Source organism: Pandoraea apista, assembly GCF_001465595.2.
GTDB classification, from domain to species: domain Bacteria; phylum Pseudomonadota; class Gammaproteobacteria; order Burkholderiales; family Burkholderiaceae; genus Pandoraea; species Pandoraea apista.
This window is the reverse complement of sequence record NZ_CP013481.2, coordinates 3,678,118-3,697,100: the sequence shown is the minus strand read 5'-3', so window position 1 is coordinate 3,697,100 and position 18,983 is coordinate 3,678,118. Positions and strand designations below refer to the sequence as shown.

Annotated in this window: 15 protein-coding genes; 14 read left to right on the top strand and 1 reads right to left on the bottom strand. The window is 65.0% G+C overall.

What is annotated here, in order from left to right:
• Positions 1 to 16: 16 nt before the first annotated feature.
• The 12 genes from AT395_RS16770 to AT395_RS16715 are packed head-to-tail and all read left to right on the top strand — an operon-like array spanning position 17 to position 13,110.
• Positions 17 to 1,228: an ABC transporter substrate-binding protein gene (locus tag AT395_RS16770; protein ID WP_042116803.1), complete on the top strand. Its 1,212-nt coding sequence runs from the start codon at positions 17 to 19 to the stop codon at positions 1,226 to 1,228.
• 4 nt (positions 1,229 to 1,232) lie between these two features.
• A complete protein-coding gene (locus AT395_RS16765) occupies positions 1,233 to 2,105 on the top strand; it encodes a branched-chain amino acid ABC transporter permease (protein WP_042116801.1) in 873 nt (290 codons plus the stop codon).
• Between the two features lie 16 nt (positions 2,106 to 2,121).
• Positions 2,122 to 3,138: a branched-chain amino acid ABC transporter permease gene (locus AT395_RS16760; RefSeq protein ID WP_042116800.1), complete on the top strand. Its 1,017-nt coding sequence runs from the start codon at positions 2,122 to 2,124 to the stop codon at positions 3,136 to 3,138.
• Positions 3,131 to 3,889, top strand: a complete 759-nt coding sequence (locus AT395_RS16755; protein WP_048629869.1) for an ABC transporter ATP-binding protein — start codon at positions 3,131 to 3,133, stop codon at positions 3,887 to 3,889. The genes AT395_RS16760 and AT395_RS16755 overlap by 8 nt, the downstream gene beginning before the upstream one ends.
• On the top strand, positions 3,886 to 4,596 hold the full coding sequence (locus tag AT395_RS16750; protein WP_042116798.1) for an ABC transporter ATP-binding protein: 711 nt from the start codon (positions 3,886 to 3,888) through the stop codon (positions 4,594 to 4,596). Before AT395_RS16755 ends, AT395_RS16750 begins: the two co-directional genes overlap by 4 nt.
• Positions 4,597 to 4,600: 4 nt before the next feature.
• On the top strand, positions 4,601 to 5,869 hold the full coding sequence (locus tag AT395_RS16745) for a 3-isopropylmalate dehydratase large subunit (protein WP_048629812.1): 1,269 nt from the start codon (positions 4,601 to 4,603) through the stop codon (positions 5,867 to 5,869).
• A gap of 23 nt (positions 5,870 to 5,892) precedes the next feature.
• Positions 5,893 to 6,441 carry a LeuD/DmdB family oxidoreductase small subunit gene (locus AT395_RS16740; protein ID WP_042116794.1) on the top strand — a complete coding sequence of 183 codons (549 nt, stop codon included), beginning with the start codon at positions 5,893 to 5,895 and terminating at the stop codon, positions 6,439 to 6,441.
• Positions 6,435 to 8,129 (top strand): hydantoinase B/oxoprolinase family protein, encoded by a 1,695-nt coding sequence (locus AT395_RS16735; RefSeq protein ID WP_048629811.1) that lies wholly within the window; start codon positions 6,435 to 6,437, stop codon positions 8,127 to 8,129. The genes AT395_RS16740 and AT395_RS16735 overlap by 7 nt, the downstream gene beginning before the upstream one ends.
• The gene (locus tag AT395_RS16730; RefSeq protein WP_048629810.1) at positions 8,126 to 10,198 is read left to right on the top strand and encodes a hydantoinase/oxoprolinase family protein; all 2,073 of its coding nucleotides are present in this window, start codon (positions 8,126 to 8,128) and stop codon (positions 10,196 to 10,198) included. Before AT395_RS16735 ends, AT395_RS16730 begins: the two co-directional genes overlap by 4 nt.
• A 22-nt stretch (positions 10,199 to 10,220) precedes the next feature.
• Positions 10,221 to 10,838: a cysteine hydrolase family protein gene (locus AT395_RS16725; RefSeq protein WP_048629809.1), complete on the top strand. Its 618-nt coding sequence runs from the start codon at positions 10,221 to 10,223 to the stop codon at positions 10,836 to 10,838.
• A complete protein-coding gene (locus AT395_RS16720; RefSeq protein WP_048629808.1) occupies positions 10,835 to 12,250 on the top strand; it encodes an FAD-dependent oxidoreductase in 1,416 nt (471 codons plus the stop codon). Before AT395_RS16725 ends, AT395_RS16720 begins: the two co-directional genes overlap by 4 nt.
• Complete coding sequence (locus AT395_RS16715) at positions 12,247 to 13,110, top strand: isocitrate lyase/PEP mutase family protein (protein ID WP_042116783.1); 864 nt, start codon at positions 12,247 to 12,249, stop codon at positions 13,108 to 13,110. Before AT395_RS16720 ends, AT395_RS16715 begins: the two co-directional genes overlap by 4 nt.
• 114 nt (positions 13,111 to 13,224) lie before the next feature.
• Here AT395_RS16715 and AT395_RS16710 read toward each other — a convergent pair whose 3' ends face one another.
• Positions 13,225 to 14,448: a CaiB/BaiF CoA transferase family protein gene (locus tag AT395_RS16710; RefSeq protein WP_048629807.1), complete on the bottom strand. Its 1,224-nt coding sequence runs from the start codon at positions 14,446 to 14,448 to the stop codon at positions 13,225 to 13,227.
• A gap of 252 nt (positions 14,449 to 14,700) precedes the next feature.
• Here AT395_RS16710 and alaS point away from each other — a divergent pair, with 252 nt between their 5' ends.
• The gene (gene alaS / locus AT395_RS16705; RefSeq protein ID WP_042116778.1) at positions 14,701 to 17,325 is read left to right on the top strand and encodes an alanine--tRNA ligase; all 2,625 of its coding nucleotides are present in this window, start codon (positions 14,701 to 14,703) and stop codon (positions 17,323 to 17,325) included.
• Positions 17,326 to 17,680: 355 nt separating this feature from the next.
• A complete protein-coding gene (locus tag AT395_RS16700; protein WP_048629806.1) occupies positions 17,681 to 18,946 on the top strand; it encodes a YbfB/YjiJ family MFS transporter in 1,266 nt (421 codons plus the stop codon).
• Positions 18,947 to 18,983 lie beyond the last annotated feature (37 nt).

Here is an 18,983-nt window from a genome sequence, read left to right as displayed (position 1 = left end):
GTCCGGAGAATCGTCAATGAGTTCGCGTCGCACGTTCCTGCGTCAGTCCACTGCCATGGCCGCGCTTGCTGCCACTTCCAGCGCGCCGTGGCTCGCGCATGCCGCCGGTAAGCCGGTCAAGATCGGTGTGCTGCATCCCGTTACCGGTGCGCTGGCCTACTCCGGTCAGCAGTGCCGTCTCGGCGCGTTGCTCGCCATTGACGACATCAACGCCGCCGGGGGCATCAAGTCGCTGGGCGGCGCGCCGATCGAGGCGGTGCTCGGCGACGCACAGTCGCGCCCCGAAGCCGGGTCGGCGGAAGTCGAGAAGATGAACGAGGCGGGCGTGTCGGCCATTGTCGGCGCGTATGCGTCGGCGATTTGTCTGGCAACGACGCAAACGGCAGCGAAGTATGGCTTGCCGCATGTTGTCGACGTGGGGGTGGCAGACCAGATCGTGGAGCGCGGTCTGACGAACACGTTCCGCTTCGGTCCCGGCTATCGCATGTGCTCGCTGCGTGCGGTCGACGATCTCGCCGCGCTCAACAATGCCGCCGGCAAGCCTGCCAAGACAGTGATGATCGTGCACGAAGAGTCGCTCTTCGGCACGGGTACAGCGGCGTTGCTGCAAAAGGAATTGCCCGCGCGTGGCTTCGAGATCAAGGAAGTCATCAAGCACGCCAACCCGACGCGAGATTTCAACAACATCGTGCTGCGTATGCGCTCGGTGAATCCGGACATCGTGATTCCCGCGAATTACTACAACGAGTACGCGCTGCTGCTGCGCGCGATGAAACAGCAGAAAGTGCAGCCCAAGGCGATCTATTCCGTGCTCGGCGGTGCAGCATCGAGCTACAAGTTCCTCAAAGAGTTTCCGGACATCGCCGACGGCATCATCGACTGCAACCACTGGTTCAATCCGAAGGACCCGCGCGTGGCGGCGCTCAAGGCGCGCACGGAAGCCAAAGGCGCGTTCTTCAGCTACGAGGTTTTCATGACCTACACGGCCATGATGTTGCTGGCCGATGCCATTGAGCGCGCCCGGTCGGTCGATCGTGCAGCCATTACGGCGGCGCTCGCATCGAGTTCGTTCAAGGATCACATCATGCCGTACGGGCCGACGAAGTTCGTCAACGGTCAGAACACGGGCGCTCAGCCGCTGCTCACGCAGGTCTCGCATAGCGACATCAAGGTGATTCTGCCCGACACGTATCGTCAGGTGGCGCCGGTCTTCCCGCTCAAGGCCTGACGCGATGCTCGACCCAGTCATTCTTCTCTCGGCCGTGCTCAACGGGCTCACCACGGGGGCGGTGTACGCGCTCATCGCCCTGGGCCTCACGCTCGTGTACGGCGTGCTGCACATCATTAACTTCTCGCACGGCGCAGCGCTGATGATCGCGCTGTACGCCGTGTGGCTGCTCAAGGAAAAGCTCGGCATCGATCCGTACGTCGCGCTGCCGTTCGTCACGCTAGGCATGTTCGCGCTGGGCTACGCCTTGCAACGCGGCGTGATCGAGCGGGCAAGCCACGGCAAGGACGAGAACATTCTGCTCGTCACGCTTGGGCTGGCGATCGTGCTGGAGAACCTTGCGCTGGTGTGGTTCAAGTCCGATACGCACACCATCGACACGCCTTACACGCTCGCGACCGTCGATGTCGGTCCGGTCATGCTTTCGGTGCCAAAGCTCATCGCCTTCGGCGGTGCGCTGAGCGCGGCAGCACTGCTCTTCTGGATCATGCGGGCGACGGATCTTGGCCGCGCGATTCGTGCCGTCGCCAAGGAGAAGCATGGCGCGAAGCTCATGGGGATCGATGTCGAGCGGGTCTACGCATTGTCGTTCGGTATCGGCATGGCGTGCGTGGGTGCAGCGGCGTGTTTTCTGATGCCCACGTATTACGTCAATCCGCAAGTCGGCAGTGGCTTCGTGCTGGTGGCTTTCACCATCGTGGTGCTCGGCGGCATGGGCAGCTTCACCGGCGCGCTCGCAGGCGGGTTGCTCATCGGAGTGGTCGAGTCGCTGGGCGGGCTGTGGCTGGGCGATTCGCTCGGGCAGATGGGTATCTTCGCCATTTTCATCATCGTCGTGCTGCTGCGTCCGCAGGGCTTGTTCGGTGCGCGGGCGTGAGGAGCGGGAGCAAGCGATGAGAGACCTTCGTTGGATCGTGTTGTTTGGTGTCGTGATGGCGGCGCTGCTGGTCACGCTGCAATCGGGCGTGTGGCTGTCGTTCGTGATGATGACGCTCTATACCGTGCTGCTCTCGCAGTCCTGGAACATTCTGGGCGGGTTCGGCGGGCAGTTGTCGTTCGGGCACGCACTCTTTTTCGGGGTCGGCGCCTATGCGCAGGCCATTGCGCAATTGCGATGGGGCTGGAATCCGTGGCTGGCGATGCCGTTCGCGATTGCGATGGGCACCGGGGTGGCCGTCGTCATCGGTGCGGTCACCTTTCGCTACGGCCTCAAGGGTTCGTACTTTGCGCTGGTGACGCTGGCGTTTGCGGAAGTCTTCCGAATTCTCGCCGTGTCGCTGCCGTTCACCGGGGCGGGGGTGGGCCTCATGGTGCCGCTGCGCCAGAGCGTGGGGAATCTGCAATTCGCGTCGCCGCGCGGTTACGCCACGTTGCTGCTCGTGTTTGTGATGGCGGCGCTGCTGGTCACGGCCTGGCTGCGGCATTCGCGTTTTGGCGCCTGGCTGCAAGCGGTGCGCGACAACGAGAACGCCGCTCGTGCGGTCGGTGTGAATCCGCTGCGCATCAAACTCGGCGCGATCGCCTTGTCCGGCGCTTTCATGAGCGCCGCTGGCATGTGCTACGTGCAGATGTTCCAGTACATCGATGCCGGTATTGCGTTCGGCTCGACGATCTCGGTCGAAGCGCTCGTTGGCGTGATCGTGGGCGGTATGGGCACGCTTTGGGGGCCGGTGCTGGGCGCGACCGTGCTGTACGCGCTGGGCGAGTTCACGCGCAACCTGTTCGGCGAGTTGCCGGGCCTGTCGATGGTGATCTACGGCGCGGTGCTGATTCTGATCGTGATGTTCCTGCCGCGCGGCATGACCGGCGCAGGGGCATCGGTGCGCCGCTTGCTGGGAATGGACAAGAAGACGGTCACTGCGCCCGACGCGCAGGCGGCCGCCACGCATGAGGAGAATGCCCGTGTCTGAGGCGCTGTTGAAGGCCAATGGCCTGTCCATTACGTTCGGCGGCCTCAAGGCGGTGCAGGACGTGAGTCTTGTCGTCAAGCCGGGCACGCTGACTGCGCTCGTGGGGCCGAACGGTGCCGGTAAAACGACGCTGTTCGGTCTGCTCTCCGGGTTTCTGACACCCACGGCGGGCCGCGTCGAGTTTCAGGGGCGGGATATCACGGGGCAAGCCCCGTTCGAGACCGCGCGTCAGGGCCTAACGCGCACCTTCCAGATCGTGCAGCCGTTCGGCGCACAGACGGTGCGCGAGAACATTGCGGTGGGTGCGCATCTGCACCAACGCGATCGCCGTGCAGCGTTGCGCGAGGCCGAGGAAGTTGCCCTGCGCACGAATTTGCAGGCGCAGTTGGACAAGCCCGCCGCCGATTTGACTGTCTGCGGCCGCAAGCGGCTCGAACTGGCACGGGCGCTGGCAACGCGTCCGCGTCTGCTGCTGCTCGACGAAGTGCTCGCCGGCCTCAACCCGAGCGAGATCGACGAAATGATTCCCGTGGTGCGCGAGATCGCCGACAGTGGCGTGACGGTGTTGATGATCGAACACGTGATGCGCGCCGTCATGAGTCTGGCCGAGCATGTGTGGGTGCTCGCACAGGGCAAGCTGATTGCCGCCGGCACGCCGCGCGAAGTCACGTCCGACGCTGCCGTGATCGAAGCCTATCTGGGGCACGGCACCGCAGCGCGGCTCGCCGCCCAATCGGGAGGTGCGCAATGAGCCATCTTCTGGAAGTGGAAGGCTTGCACACCGGCTACGGCCGTGTCGAAGTGCTGCGCGGTGTCGATCTGACGGTCGGCGCGGGCGAAATCGTGGTGCTGCTCGGCAGCAACGGTGCAGGCAAGTCCACGCTGAACAACACGCTCTCGGGCATCAATCCTGTCTGGGCCGGGCGCGTGCGGTTCGACGGACACGATCTCACCGGACGCCATTACCGAGACGTCGTGAAGGCGGGGCTGATTCAGGTGCCGGAAGGCCGTCGCATCTTCCCGAACCTGAGCGTGCGCGAAAACCTGATGCTTGGCGCATTTGCCCGGGGACGTGCCTCGCGTGAGCAAAGTCTGGAGCGCATGCTCGATCTGTTCCCGCGTCTTCGCGAACGCATTGCGCAGCCGGCGGGCACGATGTCGGGCGGCGAACAGCAGATGCTGGCCATCGGCCGCGGGCTGATGGCCGAGCCAAGGTTGCTCATCCTCGACGAACCTTCACTGGGTCTTTCGCCCCTGATGGTCGAGGAGCTCTTCACGCTGATTGCTCGCCTGCAACACGACGGCCTGTCGATTCTGCTCGTCGAACAGAACGTGGGCCAGTCGCTGGAAACCGGACAGCGCGGCTATGTCCTGGAGAACGGGGCGATTCGTCACAGCGGCACGTGCGCCGAGTTGCTGGCGAGCAGCGACCTGCGCCGCGCCTATCTCGGAATGTAAGGCAATGACCGTGACTCAAACTCTGACGCAAAAACTGCTGGCGGCCGCCTGTGGCCGCGACGAAGTGGCCGTGGGCGAGATCGTCACCTGCCGCGTCGATCTTGCGATGTTTCACGATTCCAGCGGCCCGCGCCGGCTGCAACCGATGCTCGAATCGCTGGGCGCGCAGTTGTGGGACAAGTCGAAAGTGGTGCTCGTCATCGATCACTACGTGCCGGAATCCGATGACGAATCGCGGCGCATCGTTCGCATTGCGCGCGACTGGGCGAGCGCACAGGCGTTGCCCAACGTCTACGACTCGGTCGGCATTTGCCATGTGGTCGTGCCGGAGCACGGTCATCTGCGGCCCGGCATGTTCTGCGTGGGCGGCGACTCGCATTCGCCTACGGGCGGTGCGTTCGGTGCTTACATGTTCGGTATCGGCAGCACGGAAATGCTGGGCGTGGCCGTGTCTGGCGAAATCTGGGTCAAGGTGCCGGAAACCCTCCAGATGCGTTGGGACGGGCGCCTGGCCGACGGCGTAACCGCGAAAGACATGATGCTGCACATGATCGGCCGCTTCGGCATGAATGGCGGACGCTATCAGGCGATCGAGTTCTGTGGCGAGGCCGTGCGCGCGCTGTCGATGCAGGAGCGCATGACGCTCTCGAACATGAGCGCCGAGCTGGGCTCGCAGGTGGGGCTGATAGCCCCCGACGAGACCACGCTGGACTACTTGCGCTCGGTTGGCGTGACGCAGGACATCGACATTCATCGCTGGCAGGGAGATGCGGGCGCGGCGGCCGAAGTTCACACGTTCGACGCCACCGCACTCGCCCCGCAAGTGGCCGCGCCGCACAGCCCCGCGAATACGCGCGCAGTCGGCGAATTCGCCGACGTGGCGGTGGATGTCGCTTATCTGGGCGCCTGCACGGGGGCGAAGCTCGAAGACTTGCGCGCGGCGGCACGCGTGCTGCAAGGCAAGCGCGTGGCCAAGGGCATGCGCTTTGTCGTCGCCCCGGCTTCGCAGCGCGATCAGGCACAGGCGGCACGCGAGGGGGTGATGGATGTGCTCACCGCCGCAGGTGCGCAAGTGCTCGCCACGACCTGCGGCGCTTGCGCCGGCTACGGCGGCTCGATTCCCGAAGGCGCCACCGTCATGTCGAGCACCGCCCGCAATTTCAAGGGACGCATGGGATCGGAGACTGCTCAGGTCTATCTCGGCTCGCCCTACACGGTGGCGGCTGCCGCGCTCACTGGGCGCATTGCCGACCCGCGCGACATGCTCGTCTGAGACTTCGTTTGTGACACTTGTTCATGACCACCCCAACCACGACTGTTGATCCACGCAGCACCTTGCATCGCGCCTGGGTAGTGGGCGCCGATATCGATACCGACGCGCTCGCGCCGGGGGCCTACATGAAGTTCGGCATCGACGACATCGCGCGACATTGCCTGCATCGTGTTCGTCCCGAGTTTGCCGCCAACGTGCAGGCCGGCGACGTCCTCGTCGCCGGTCCCAACTTCGGCATCGGCTCGTCGCGCGAGCAGGCCGCGGCGGCGCTGGTGCATCTCGGCGTGCGTGCCGTCATTGCGCCGTCGTTCAACGGGCTGTATTTCCGCAACGCCTTCAATGTGGGGCTGTTGCTGCTCACCTGTGCCGACGCACATCGCATTGCCGAGGGCGACGCCCTGCGGCTCGCGCCGCGCGAAGGCTTCGTCGAACGCGCCGACGGCAGCCGGCTCGCCTGCGAGACCGTGCCGGGCTTCCTGCTCGACATGGTCGACGCGGGAGGGCTGCTCAACCTGCTCAAGCGGCGCCGTACGGCACCTCAAGCGACATCCAACGGAGTTTCTTCATGCTAGATCCCGTCACTCTGGCGGTCCTCAAGGGCCGTCTGGAGCAGATCGCCGACGAAATGGACGCGACGCTCTACCGCAGTGCGTTCAACCCCATCATTGCCGAGGCGCACGATGCTTGCCACGGCATCTACGACGCGGCCACCGGCGCCACGCTGATTCAGGGCAAGTCGGGCCTGCCCGTCTTCGTCGGCGCGATGGCCTTTGCCGTGCAGGCGGCGGCGCGCGCGGCCGCCGAGCGTGGCGGCATGGTCGATGGCGACGTGTGGCTCTTCAACGACCCGTACGAAGGCGGCACCCACGCCAACGACTTCAAGCTCGTGCGCCCGGTGTTTCGCAACGGCCGGCTGTATTGCTTTCTGGCCTCGGCGGCGCACTGGCATGACGTGGGTGGCGCGGTACCCGGCAACTACAACCCGGCGGCCACCGAGTGCTGGCAGGAAGCCGTGCAGATCCCGCCCGTGCGTATCGTTCGCGGCGGGGTGCTCGACGCCGACGTGCTCGCCATCCTCAAGGCGAACACGCGACTGCCCGATAGTCTCTGGGGTGATCTGAACGGCCAACTGTCGGCGCTGACTCTCGGCGCGCGACGTCTGGCCGATCTGCTCGACGAATACGGCGACACCACCGTGCAGGAAGCGCTCGGTCAACTGCGCGAGCGTGCCGTCAAACTCATGCGCGCGCATGTGGCCGCATTGCCCGACGGCGAGTACCACTATCAGGACATGCTCGATAACGACGGCGTGCGCGACGAGCCACTCACGATTGCCTTGCGCATGCGGGTGCAGGGCGAGACGCTCACGCTCGATTTCACGGGCACGTCGCCCGCGTGCATGGGGCCGGTGAATATTTCCCGGGCGACCGCCATTGCCGCCTGTTACGTGGCGCTCAAACACCTGTTCCCGGACGTGCCCGCCAATGCGGGCGTGCTGGACGCCGTGCAATTCGAACTGCCGGAAGGGCTGGTGATTTCCGCGCAGCGTCCGCGCCCTGTCGGCGGCTACACGGAAACGATTCTGCGCATGATCGACGTGATCTTCTGCGCAATGGCCAAGGCCGCCCCGGCGCGTGCGATGGCGCAGGCGTACGGCACGATCAATGCGCTGTCGATTGCGGGTTACCGCACCGATGAGGCGCGTCGCGGCCAGCGTTGGGTGATGTTCAGCTTCTTCGGCGGCGGTCACGGTGGCCACATGGACGGCGACGGTCTGTCGCACGGCAATGCGCCGATTTCGACGGCCACGATTCCGCCCGTCGAGATTCTCGAGGCGGCCTATCCCGTGCGCTTTACGCAGTGGGCGCTGCGTCCCGATTCGGCCGGCGACGGCGAACACCGGGGCGGGCTGGGCGCGATCTACGAGATCGAATTGCTGGAAGACAGCGCAGAAGCGTTCGTGTTCGGTGAGCGCGGCCGCTCGGCGCCGCAAGGCATTGCCGGTGGTCAGGCATCGGTACCGAACGTTTTCCAATATCAGAACGATGGCGAATGGCACACGCCACCGATGGCGTCGAAGATGCTCGGCATCAAGCTGGCGCGCGGCGAACGTGTGCGGCTTCAGACGCCGGGCGGCGGCGGCTATGGAGACCCCGCACGGCGCGATGCGGCGGCGCGTGCCCATGACCGGGCGATGGGGTATGTGACGCAGGCGGCCGACGCCGCGAGCGGCAAGGCAACGAAGGAGCAACAGGCATGAGCACAGCAGCAACGACCGGGGCCCCGCTGATCGTGGGTGTCGATGTGGGCGGCACGTTCACCGATTTGTTCGTGCTCGACGAGGCGGCCGGTGCCGCGCGTATCGTCAAGGTGCCGTCGACGCGCGGCGAAGAAGCACGCGGCTTCATGAACGGTATCGAACGGGTGGGCGACACCGCTGAAAAAGCGGGTGCAGGCGCCATCGCGACCATTGTGCACGGCACCACCGTCGGCACGAATGCGCTGTTGGAACGCAAGGTGGCCCGCACCGGCATCATCACCACGGCCGGTTTTCGCGACGTGCTGGAGATGCGCCGCCGCGACCGCCCCGCCACATGGGGGCTGCGCGGCGACTTCACGCCGATCGTGCCGCGCGACTTGCGCCTGGAAGTCGATGAGCGCGTGCTCTCGGACGGCACCATCCACACCGACGTGGACATCGCTCAGGTCGAAGCGGCAGCGCGTGCGTTGCTCGAAGCCGGTTGCGAGGCAGTGTGCGTGTTTTTCATCAATGCCTATGCCAATCCCGTCAACGAACAACGAGCGGTCGCCGCCGTGCGCGCGCTGTGGCCCAACGGCAATGTGACGGCGGCAACGGAAGTGTTGCCCGAGATTCGCGAGTTCGAGCGATGCTCGACCGCCACGCTCAACGCCGCGCTGCAACCCGTGGTCGGCGGCTATCTCACGCGGCTTGAGCGCGATCTGAAGGCGCAGGGTTTTGCGGGGGAGCTGCTTGTCGTGCAAAGCAACGGCGGCATCATGTCGCGCCAGACGGCGAGCGACGTGCCCGTGCGCACCGCGCTTTCGGGACCGGCAGCGGGCGTGATCGCCTGTGCCGCGATTGCGCGTGCGGCCGGTTTCCCTAACGTAGTGACGGGGGATATGGGCGGCACGTCGTTCGACGTCTCGCTCGTGGCGGGCGGCGAAGCGTCGCTCTCGGCGCAGACTTCCATCGAATTCGGCATGGTGGTGCGCTCGCCGATGATCCAGATCGAAACGATTGGCGCAGGCGGCGGCTCGATTGCGTCGGTGGATGCCGGCGGCTTGCTGCAAGTGGGGCCGGAATCGGCGGGCAGTATTCCGGGCCCGGCTTGCTATGGGCGTGGCAACTTGCGCCCGACCGTGACCGATGCCAACGTGCTGCTCGGGCGCATTGCGGCAGACCGGCCGCTGGGGGGCGGCTTGCTCGACAAGCTCGACGCGGGGCTGGCAGCGCAAGCCATCGGCGAGCATGTCGCCGAGCCGTTGGGGCTGGAAGTGCACGCGGCCGCCGAAGCGATTCTGACGGTGGCCAATGCCAAGATGGCCGGGGCCATTCGCGTGGTGTCGATTGAGCGGGGACACGATCCGCGTCAGTTCGCCTACATGCCGTTCGGCGGCGGCGGCGCCTTGCATGTGTGCGCCATGATGCGCGAGGTCGGTACGACCACCGGGATCGTGCCACGCTACCCCGGCGTGACTTCGGCACTGGGCTGTGTGATGGCCGATATGCGCCACGACAGCGTGCAGACACTCAATCAGCCGCTTGCCGCGCTCGACGTCGAGGATCTTGTCGCGCGGGTAGAGGCGCTTGCGCAGGCTTGTCAGACACGTCTGGACTCGGCTGGCGTGCGTTTCGAGGCGGTGCGAGAAGTCATCGAACTCGACATGCTCTACGTCGGGCAGAGCCACACGGTGCGTGTGCCGGTGTCGCGCGACGCGTTGCATCGCGACGGCATCGCCCAGGCGTTCGAAGCCGCCTATCGCGAGGCCTTCGGTCGCGCGCTCGACGGCATTGCGGTGCGCATCATGAATTTGCGTTATGCCCGCATTGGTGTGCGCCCGAAATTCGATCTCGCGGTACTCGCCCCGCAAGCGAGCGCTATGCCTGCGCCGCTGGGCACGCAACGTGTCTATCACGCCGGGCGGTGGTGGGATGCGGTGCGATATGCGCGTCTCGATTTGCCGGTCGGGGCGACGGTGGCCGGCCCCGCGATCCTCGAACAATCGGATACCACGATCTGGCTGGAGCCGGAATTCGCAGGGCGTGTCGACGCGCTGGGCAACCTGCTTATCACGCGCAGCGCCTGAGCGGCGCGACCGGAGAGACGATATGAGTCAACCCCTCAATCTCGACAGCGCCCGCACGGCGCTGGTTATCGTGGATTTGCAGAACGACTTCATCACCCCGGGCGGCGCGTACGACCGGGGTGCGGCGGCCACGCCGCAGGCGCAAGCGTTGCCTGCGCGGGTGGCACCGGTCGCCGCGGCGCTCAAGGCGGCGGGCGGTTACGTGGCGGCGAGCCAGTTCACGCTCTGGCCCGATGCGAACGGCGAGCCCATGATTTCACCGCATCTGAAGCAGTTGCGGCCCTTCCTGCGGCGCGGCGACTTCGTGGCCGGCACACCGGGGCATGCGACGGTGGACGCGCTCGCACGCCATGTCGATATGTCGGTGTGGAAGGTGGCCTACTCGGCGTTCTTCAACACGCAGCTCGACTGGGTGCTGCGGCGCGCGGGCATCGAGACGGTGGCGGTGTGCGGCATTGTGACGAACGGCGGCGTGGCGAGTACCGCGCGCGACGCCCACATGCGCGACTACCGTGTGCTGGTGCTCTCGGACGGGTGCGCTGCCCCCACACCTGCTGCGCACGACGCCGCGCTCGCCGATCTGTGCACGGTTGGCGAAATCGTGACTTGCGAGGCCTTCATGGGCCGTATTTCATCATGAGCGCGCCGGTGATTCGCCACGGCTTGCCGCCGATGGACGATCTGCCCCATGTCAGTGTCGTGATCGTGGGCGCGGGCGCCTGCGGACTGACGGCGGCACTGGTCCTGCAAGACGCCGGCATCGACTGCGTGCTGTTGGAGCGCGACGCGTTGCCCAGTGGTTCCACGGCGCTCTCGTCGGGATTCATTCCGGCTGCGGGGAGCGAAGTGCAACGCGCGGCAGGTATCGACGACAGCCCGCACCGGTTCGCCGGCGACATTACGGGCAAGACCCAGGGAACGGCCGCCGCGCATCTCGTGCGCGCCTATACGGAGGCCTCGGGCCCGGCGATGGACTTGTTGGCACGCCACGGTCTGCGCTTCGAGATTCTCGACGGCTTTCTTTATCCGGGGCACACCGTGCGACGCATGCACAGCTTGCCGGAGCGCACCGGCGCCGCGCTTATGGCAGCGCTGGAGCGCGCAGTGCAGGCAACCGACGCCGCCATTCTCACGCGTACGCTGGTTCGCGAGCTGTGGGTGGACGAGGCGGGGCGTGTGTGCGCCGTCGGTGGCCTACGTCCGGATGGTTCGATGGAGTATCTCGGCTGCGACATGCTGCTGCTGGCGTGTAACGGGTTCGGCGGCAATGCCGCGCTTCGTGCCGAACTGCTGCCTGAGATGGCGAACGCGGTGTATGGCGGACATGAGGGCAACGACGGGAGTGCGCTGCTCTGGGGACGCGAACTGGGCGCGGCTCAGGCCGATCTCGGCGGCTATCAGGGACATGGCTCGTGGGCGAGTCCGCACGGTGTGCTGATTTCGTGGGCCGTCATCATGGACGGCGGCATCCAGATCAATCGGGAGGGGCGGCGCTTCCACGACGAGACACATGGCTACTCCGAGGCGGCCGTGCATGTGCTGGCGCAACCGGATGGTATTGCGTGGAACGTGTTCGACGGGCAGACGCTGGCGCTAGCCCGAACTTTCCCCGATTTTCAGGACGCCGAGGCCGCCGGGGCGCTCAAGACCTGTGCGGATATCGACGCACTCGCCCGGGTTGTCGGCTGTGACGTAACGATCTTGCGCGAGACGCTCGATACCGTGTCGCCCGCCAAGACAGCGGGCGACGGACGCACGTTTGCCCGAGGCATCGCCGCGCCGTATTACGCGGTGAAAGTGACCGGCGCGCTGTTCCACACACAGGGCGGACTCGATATCGACGCCCATTGCCGCGTGCTCACGCCCGACGGCGAGCCGTTCCCCAATCTGCTGGCCGCCGGGGGGGCGGCGCGTGGCGTGTCTGGCAACGCGGTCTGGGGCTATCTGTCGGGCAACGGCCTGCTCTCGGCCGTGGCGGGCGGTTTTCTCGCGGCACATACGGCAGTCGACGCGCTTGCTGCCCAATCATCTTCTCAGGAGACATCCGCATGACGACTTCGTCGTCTCTGAAACAGCGTCTCGGTGGCGGTGTGTTGCTCGCCCCGGGCGTCTACGATGCACTGTCTGCGCTCATCGCCGCACAGGCGGGCTTCGAGGCACTGTATTTGTCGGGCGCGTCGATCGCCTACACCCGGTTGGGGCGGTCGGACATCGGGCTGACGACCTACCCGGAGGTGGAAGACACGCTCGCGCGGATCGCCGAGCGCGTGGACATTCCTGTCATCGTCGATGCTGACACCGGCTTCGGTAACGCTCTCAACGTCAAACGCACCGTGCGCGGTTTCGAGCGTGCCGGGGCCGCCATGATTCAGTTGGAGGATCAGACCTTTCCGAAACGATGCGGTCATCTCGACGGCAAGGGCGTGGTGCCGGTGCAGGAGATGGTCGGTAAGGTACGTGCGGCGCTCGATGCGCGTCACGACGCGAATACCCTGATCCTCGCGCGCACGGACGCCGTGGCCGTCGAAGGTCTCGATGCTGCGCTCGATCGTGCCGAACGCTATCTGGAGGCAGGAGCCGACGCGCTGTTCATCGAGGCGCTGCGCAGCCCCGAGCAGATGGCCGCGGCGTGCGAGCGATTCGCGCAGCGCGTGCCGTTGCTCGCCAACATGGTCGAAGGGGGCAAAACCCCGGTGCAAAGCGCACAGGCGCTCGCTGACATCGGCTTTCGTATCGTGATCTTTCCGGGCGGGACGGCACGCGCCGTGGCCAATACCCTACAGGGGTATTACGCCAATCTGCACGCGCAAGGCACCACGGCGGCATGGAGCGATCGCATGCTTGATTTCGATGGCTTGAACGCGGTGATCGGCACTCCGGCACTGCTCGCCGAAGGCAAGCGATACGAGTAGGCGGGAAATGGAAACGCGGGGGCGCCCGCGCGATGAATCGGCGCGTCACGTGGGTCGCGCCGGTAGGCAGGGCCTGTCGCGATTGGTTTCGCGTCAGGCCCTTTTTCATCGGCGTCAGATGATATTGTCGCCGCGTAGTTGTGCGATCTTTGCATCGTCGAAGCCGAGCCGCTCGCGCAGAATGTCGTCGCTGTGCTGACCCAGCGTCGGCGGGGCGCTGCGCGCAACCGTCGGGGTTTCGCTCATCTTCATCGGGCTGGCGACCAAACGGGTGATGCCCCCGGACGGATGCGGCAATTCGACGGCCATCTCGCGCGCGACGACCTGCGGATGCGCGAACACTTCCGGCAACGTGTTGATTGGCCCGCACGGCACGCCGGCCGCTTCGAGCTTGTCGATCCAGGTGTCCTTTCCAAACTTGCGCACCATCTGCGCGAGGATCGGCACGAGCGTGTCGCGGTGACGCACACGTGATGGATTGGTCGCGAAGCGCACGTCGTCGGCAAGTGCCGGTTCCTCGCCCGCTTCGACAAACTTGCGGAATTGGCCGTCGTTGCCGACGGCCACGATGATCCAGCCGTCGTCGCCCGTCTGGAAGGTCTGGTACGGCACGATGTTCGGGTGCGCGTTGCCCCATCGCACGGGCGCTTTACCGCTTGCGAGATAGTTGGTGTTCATGTTGGCGAGCATGGCGACCTGCGTGTCGAGCAGCGCCATGTCGATGTACTGACCCACGCCCGTGCGGTCGCGGTGGGTGAGTGCGGCCATGATTGCGAGACTCGCATACATGCCCGTCATCAGATCGGCAATCGCCACGCCCGCCTTTTGCGGACCACCACCCGGCAGGCCATCGCGCTCGCCGGTGATGCTCATGAAGCCGCCGATGCCCTGCACGATGAAGTCGTATCCGGCGCGCGAGGCGTGCGGGCCGGTCTGGCCAAAGCCCGTGACCGAGCAATAGACGAGATCGGGTTTGACCGCCTTGAGCGACGCGTAATCGAGGCCATATTTTGCGAGTTGTCCGACTTTGTAATTCTCGACGACGACGTCGCTTTGCGCAGCGAGGGCGCGCACGATCGCCTGGCCCTCAGGGCGCGAGATGTCGAGCGTGAGCGAGCGCTTGTTGCGATTGGCCGCGAGGTAATACGCGGCTTCCTGCGTGTCGTTGCCCTCGGCGTCGCGCTGATACGGCGGGCCCCAGCTACGGGTGTCGTCGCCGACACCGGGGCGCTCGACCTTGATGACGTCGGCCCCCAGATCCGCCAGATTCTGCGTGGCCCACGGCCCGGCCAGCACTCGCGAAAGGTCCAACACCCGGATATGGCTCAGCGCGCCCATCGATTCGTCTCTCCTGTGCATTCGTCACTATTCGTGAATTTATGGTCGTTGGCATTGCGCGGAACAATGTTTTGCAATGCGGAACTGCTGGCAGTGAGTCTACGTCCTGTCGTTCGCCTCTGACCAGTAACGTTTCGCAGTGCGGTTGGCGCTGCGACGCGGTGACGAGGTCGATTTCCCGTATAATCAAAAGTTTGCAAAATACCCACCAGGCTTGGCTTAGCTCGCCCGGTCCCCACGCTTACGCACCCTATGAAAGTCGCAGACATTCGGGAAAAATTTCTCAACTTCTTCGAGTCGAAGGGGCACACCATCGTGCGCTCGTCGAGCCTCGTGCCGTCCAATGACCCCACGCTGCTGTTCACGAACTCCGGCATGGTGCAATTCAAGGACGTCTTCCTCGGTCTCGAGACGCGCCCGTACAAGCGCGCGACCACGGCTCAGCGCAGCGTGCGCGCGGGCGGCAAGCACAACGATCTGGAGAACGTCGGCTACACGGCGCGTCACCACACGTTCTTCGAAATGCTGGGCAACTTCTCGTTCGGCGACTACTTCAAGCGCGAAGCGATTCAGTACGCGTGGGAACTGCTGACGGAAGTCTACAAACTGCCGAAGGACAAGCTCTGGGTCACCGTCTACAAGGAAGACGACGAGGCTTACGACATCTGGGCGAAGGAAGTCGGCGTGCCGACCGAGCGGATCATCCGCATCGGTGACAACAAGGGCGCGCGCTACGCGTCGGACAACTTCTGGCAGATGGCCGACACCGGCCCGTGCGGTCCGTGCTCGGAAATCTTCTACGACCACGGCGCGGATGTCTGGGGTGGTCCGCCGGGATCGCCGGAAGAAGACGGCGACCGCTACATCGAGATCTGGAATCTCGTGTTCATGCAATTCAACCGCGACGAGCAGGGCAACATGACGCCGCTGCCCAAGCCCTGCGTTGATACGGGCATGGGGCTGGAGCGTATCGCGGCCGTGTTGCAGCATGTGCACAGCAACTACGAAATCGACCTGTTCCAGCATCTGATCAAGGCCGCTGGCCGCGAGACCGGAGTGGCCGATCTCAGCGCGAACTCGCTCAAGGTGATCGCCGATCACATCCGTGCGTGCTCGTTCCTGATTGTCGACGGTGTGATTCCGGGCAACGAAGGCCGCGGCTATGTGCTGCGCCGTATCATTCGCCGCGCAATCCGTCACGGTTACAAGCTCGGTTGCAAGAAGCCGTTCTTCTACAAGCTCGTGCCGGACCTTGTCGCCGAAATGGGCGTTGCCTATCCGGAACTCGCGCAGGCGCAGCAACGCGTGACCGACGTGCTCAAGCAGGAAGAAGAACGTTTCGGCGAGACCATCGAGAACGGCATGGAGATTCTCGAAGGCGCGCTGGCCGATCTGGCCAAACGCGGCGTGACCACGCTCGACGGCGAACTCGCGTTCAAGCTGCACGATACATATGGCTTCCCGCTCGATCTGACGGCCGACGTCTGCCGCGAGCGAAGCATTACGGTCGACGAAGCCGCGTTCGACGCCGCAATGGCGCGCCAGCGCGAACAGGCCCGTGCGGCGGGCAAGTTCAAGATGGCAACGGCGCTTGAATATACCGGCGACAAGACCCGCTTCCAGGGCTACGACAAGCTCGTGCTGGAAGGTGCAAAGGTGACGGCGCTCTACGTCGACGGCACCAGCGTGGGCAAGCTCTCGGCCGGTCAGCAAGGCATCGTCGTGCTCGATACCACGCCGTTCTACGCCGAGTCGGGCGGTCAGGTGGGCGATCAGGGGCTGATCGTTGCCGGCGGCGCGCGTTTCGGTGTGTCCGACACGCAGAAGATTCAGGCCGACGTGTTCGGCCACTACGGCACGTTGGAGTCTGGCGAGTTGAAGGTGGGTGAGGCCGTCACGGCGCAGGTCGATGCCGTGCGTCGTGCACGCACCGTGCGCAATCACTCCGCCACGCACTTGATGCACAAGGCGCTGCGTGAAGTGCTCGGGGCTCACGTTCAGCAGAAGGGGTCGCTGGTCGACGCCGACAAGACGCGTTTCGACTTCGCCCACAACGCTGCCATGACCGCCGATGAAATCCGTCGCGTGGAAGACATCGTCAACGCTGAAGTGCTGGCCAACGCCCCCACGCATGCGGCGCTGATGTCCTTCGACGATGCAGTCAAGGGCGGTGCGATGGCTTTGTTCGGCGAGAAGTACGGCGACGAAGTGCGTGTACTCGATATCGGTTCGTCACGCGAACTGTGTGGTGGTACGCACGTTGCCCGCACCGGCGATATCGGCCTGTTCAAGATCGTGATGGAAGGGGGCGTAGCCGCCGGTATCCGTCGCGTGGAAGCCATCACCGGCGACAACTCGGTGCGTTTCGTGCAGAAGCTCGACGATCAGGTCAATGAGGCGGCGGCTGCGCTCAAGACCCAGCCGGCCGAACTCTCGCCGCGTATCGCGCAGGTGCAGGAGCAGGTCAAGTCGCTCGAGAAGGAACTGGCAGCGCTCAAGTCGAAACTGGCCTCGAGCCAGGGCGACGAACTGGTTGAGAAGGCTGTCGACGTAAATGGCCTGAAGGTGCTGGCCGCGCAACTCGAAGGCGCCGACGTCAAGACGCTGCGCGAAACGATGGACAAGCTCAAGGACAAGCTCAAGAGCGCGGCAATCGTGCTCGCAGCGGTCGAGGGCGGAAAGGTCAGCCTGATCGCAGGGGTGACGGCCGACGCGACCGGCAAGGTCAAGGCGGGCGAACTGGTCAACTTCGTTGCACAGCAGGTCGGCGGCAAGGGCGGTGGCCGCCCGGATATGGCGCAGGCGGGCGGTACTGACCCGTCGCAACTGCCGCAGGCGCTTGCCGGTGTGCAGGGCTGGGTCGCCGGTAAGTTCTGACAATCCGGTACGGGTGACGGCGTAAGCCGTGCCCGGTGGAATTGACGGTGTTGCCGGTGATTTGCCGGGACGGCTTGAGCAAAACGCGCACTTCGGTGCGCGTTTTGCTTTGGCAGGCTGGAGGATCTCGTGCCGCCGGGTGGCCTGATGTTCAAACAGTACAGTTTCAGTATTCGAAAGGATGCCGAAACGATAGCCGCGAATGTTTCTCTCGCGCGAAACATGGGGGCGAGCGACCAATACTGCGCATTGCCCTTCACGGCGCAGGGGCACCCCCGCCCCCGGTGATGGTTTGCATGTAAAGTATTCGGAAAGTTGCGCGCACCGATGCGCGGTTCCCCACAAAGCTATCGCCATGCCAGCCACACTCGCGGATTCCGACAGAACTGTTTCGTTGCGCCAGCCATCGCCTGAGCGCGCGGCGTGGCGCATTGCCTTGTCCTGCATGCTTGCGCTGGCCATCGCCATGGGCATTGGCCGCTTTGCCTTCACGCCCATGCTGCCGCTGATGCTGCATGAGCAGCTCACCGACATTCAACACGGCAGTTGGCTTGCTTCGCTCAATTACGCGGGGTACTTCGCGGGCGCGCTGTCATGTATGTGGCTGCGCCTCACGCCGACGCTCATCATTCGTTTCGCCCTCGCTTCCACCGTCGTGCTGACACTGGCGATGGGGCTGCTTGAATCGTTTGCGGTGTGGGCTGTTGTGCGCACGCTGGCGGGGGTGATGAGTGCCTGGGCGATGGTGTTCTCGGCCGGATGGGGTTTTCGCCGGCTTGCCGAGCTTCGCATGCCGAGTCTGGGGGGAGTGATCTTTGCGGGACCCGGCGCAGGCATTGTGGTGACGGGGCTGCTTGCGAACCTGAACAACACGCTGGCGTGGCCCGCGCGTGGTGGTTGGCTGCTGTGCGGTGTGCTCGCACTGGTGTTGCTTGTGGTGATCTGGCGCACGTTTGTTGCCGATACCCCGGGAACTCCCGAGGCCGCGAAGTCGGCCGACGCTGCCAGATCCCCGGGCGGAACCTCTGCGCAGGCCACGACGCATGCCGTCAATCACGGCAGTGGCGAGAGTGTGATTCCCGTCACGGTGCTCTACGGTTTCGCCGGGTTCGGCTACATCATCACGGCGACGTTTCTGCCAGTGATCGCGCGTCAGGCGTTGCCGGGCTCACCGTGGCCCGATCTCTTTTTCCCCTTGCTTGGTCTGATGGTGATACCGGGGGCGATCATCGGTGCACGCGCGCCGCTCGCCTGGGACAATCGGCTGCTGCTCGCCGCTTGTTACGTCATGCAGGGCGTCGGCGTGGGGATCAGCATCGTGCTGCCGAATGTCGTCGGATTCGCTTTGGGTAGCGTGCTTGTCGGGCTGCCCTTCACGGCCATCACCGTGTACGCGGTGCGCGAGTGCCGACGCCTGCGTGGGGACAATGCCAATGGCCTGATCGGACTGGTCACGGCATCCTACGGCATCGGGCAGATCGTGGGGCCGCTGGTGGCTGCGCCTTTGGTTGAGGCCACCGGCAGCTTCACGGCGGCGCTGCTGTGCGCGACCGGCGTGCTCGTGTTGGGCGCTATCGGCTTCGTGTGGGATTGGCGGCGTTCGCTTGAACGCGCACCCTGAGATCCGCGTTCGGTGTCGCCGCCGGACACACTCTTTG

Coding starts and splice junctions, on each gene's coding strand:
- AT395_RS16770 (WP_042116803.1), top strand. CDS start 17: ATGAGTTCGCGTCGCACGTTCCTGCGTCAGTCCACTGCCATGGCCGCG.
- AT395_RS16765 (WP_042116801.1), top strand. CDS start 1,233: ATGCTCGACCCAGTCATTCTTCTCTCGGCCGTGCTCAACGGGCTCACC.
- AT395_RS16760 (WP_042116800.1), top strand. CDS start 2,122: ATGAGAGACCTTCGTTGGATCGTGTTGTTTGGTGTCGTGATGGCGGCG.
- AT395_RS16750 (WP_042116798.1), top strand. CDS start 3,886: ATGAGCCATCTTCTGGAAGTGGAAGGCTTGCACACCGGCTACGGCCGT.
- AT395_RS16745 (WP_048629812.1), top strand. CDS start 4,601: ATGACCGTGACTCAAACTCTGACGCAAAAACTGCTGGCGGCCGCCTGT.
- AT395_RS16740 (WP_042116794.1), top strand. CDS start 5,893: ATGACCACCCCAACCACGACTGTTGATCCACGCAGCACCTTGCATCGC.
- AT395_RS16735 (WP_048629811.1), top strand. CDS start 6,435: ATGCTAGATCCCGTCACTCTGGCGGTCCTCAAGGGCCGTCTGGAGCAG.
- AT395_RS16730 (WP_048629810.1), top strand. CDS start 8,126: ATGAGCACAGCAGCAACGACCGGGGCCCCGCTGATCGTGGGTGTCGAT.
- AT395_RS16725 (WP_048629809.1), top strand. CDS start 10,221: ATGAGTCAACCCCTCAATCTCGACAGCGCCCGCACGGCGCTGGTTATC.
- AT395_RS16720 (WP_048629808.1), top strand. CDS start 10,835: ATGAGCGCGCCGGTGATTCGCCACGGCTTGCCGCCGATGGACGATCTG.
- AT395_RS16715 (WP_042116783.1), top strand. CDS start 12,247: ATGACGACTTCGTCGTCTCTGAAACAGCGTCTCGGTGGCGGTGTGTTG.
- AT395_RS16710 (WP_048629807.1), bottom strand. CDS start 14,448: ATGGGCGCGCTGAGCCATATCCGGGTGTTGGACCTTTCGCGAGTGCTG.
- alaS (WP_042116778.1), top strand. CDS start 14,701: ATGAAAGTCGCAGACATTCGGGAAAAATTTCTCAACTTCTTCGAGTCG.
- AT395_RS16700 (WP_048629806.1), top strand. CDS start 17,681: ATGCCAGCCACACTCGCGGATTCCGACAGAACTGTTTCGTTGCGCCAG.